The 1,248-nt window shown below is 47.8% G+C and carries 1 protein-coding gene and 1 pseudogene; both read left to right on the forward strand.

What is annotated here, in order from left to right; translation table 11 throughout:
• Nucleotides 1-129: 129 nt before the first annotated feature.
• A pseudogene (locus GWQ22_RS21435) lies at nt 130-288 on the forward strand (IS1 family transposase); the annotation flags it as partial.
• A gap of 97 nt (nt 289-385) precedes the next feature.
• Nucleotides 386-955, forward strand: coding sequence for a lipid IV(A) palmitoyltransferase PagP (pagP, locus tag GWQ22_RS21440; protein WP_084204531.1), 570 nt, complete (start codon nt 386-388; stop codon nt 953-955).
• Nucleotides 956-1,248: the final 293 nt, after the last annotated feature.

The following is a 1,248-nucleotide window of genomic DNA, read 5'->3' on the forward strand; positions in this document are numbered from 1 at the left end:
CGAACAGGGATTGCAGGCTGGAGCTCACTCTGGGAAGGCTGGCAAACACTGCAAAGTAAACTGGACGGCTTTATTGCCGCCAAAGAGATGATGGCTTCGGGGATCAAGATCTGATCAAGAGACAGCGCCAGAGCCGTCCCACGCGAGAGACATCTGACCGTGAAAATATTCACGCAGCGTATCGAGCGTCACAACCTGACGCCCAGAACGCGCATCAAGCGACAGGCCCGTAAACCATCTTTTTCCCACTCTTTTGAAATCCATGAGAACGTCCACCACTTCAACTGATTAGAGGCATTACGACATGAAATGACACCCAGCCTTGACAGCGGAAAAACTTGTCCTATGATACGTCGATACTTCCCTTTTATTAGACAGGTTTCATATGCGAAGTTATCTTGTCGGCTTAGGGTCGGTGTTACTTCTCTCGACGACTACCCTCCATGCGGCGTCACCCACTAATGATACTGAAAATAACCTTCATTGGTGGGATACCTTTACCAACAACGTAGTAAAAACGAAGGAAGAGCCACAACATTACGAACTGTATTTGCCTTTTCTTAGTTGGCATAACCGCCTGCTATACGATGAGACAGATCATTACAATGAAATGCCATGGGGAGGCGGCATCGGCATATCACGCTATGACGAACAGGGTAACTGGCATGCACTGTATTCCATGATGTTTAAAGACTCCCATAACCACTGGCAACCGGTTGTCGGCTATGGGTGGGAAAAAGGATGGTATATGGATGACGATGAAGATGTTCGTCTAGGTTTAGGGTTTACGGCAGGGGTTACTGCACGTAAAGATATGGGTAATTACATCCCTCTGCCGCTTGTGTTACCACTTTTTTCTGCGAGTTATAAGCAAATAAGCACGCAATTTACCTATATCCCGGGGTCAAAAAATAATGGCAACGTCCTCTTTGCCTGGTTACGCTACACTTTTTAACTTGGCTGCGTAACGGAACAATTTAGGATCCCCACCTTTCTGAGCCAGCCACTGCTAGGCTGGCTATTTCCCCTATCAAAAATACTGACTCCAGGAAAAAGGTCTACATCAGGCGGCCGAACTGCTGGCAATGCGCCCGGTCTAAATAACTGATCCTAATAGTGCTACACCTGTCTCTTGATCAGATCTTGATCCCCGAAGCCATCATCTCTTTGGCGGCAATAAAGCCGTCCAGTTTACTTTGCAGTGTTTGCCAGCCTTCCCAGAGTGAGCTCCAGCCTGCAATCCCTGTT

Origin of the sequence: Aeromonas sp. 1HA1, assembly GCF_029237385.1 — a bacterium.
Lineage (GTDB): Bacteria > Pseudomonadota > Gammaproteobacteria > Enterobacterales > Aeromonadaceae > Aeromonas > Aeromonas popoffii.

Coding starts and splice junctions, on each gene's coding strand:
- pagP (WP_084204531.1), top strand. CDS start 386: ATGCGAAGTTATCTTGTCGGCTTAGGGTCGGTGTTACTTCTCTCGACG.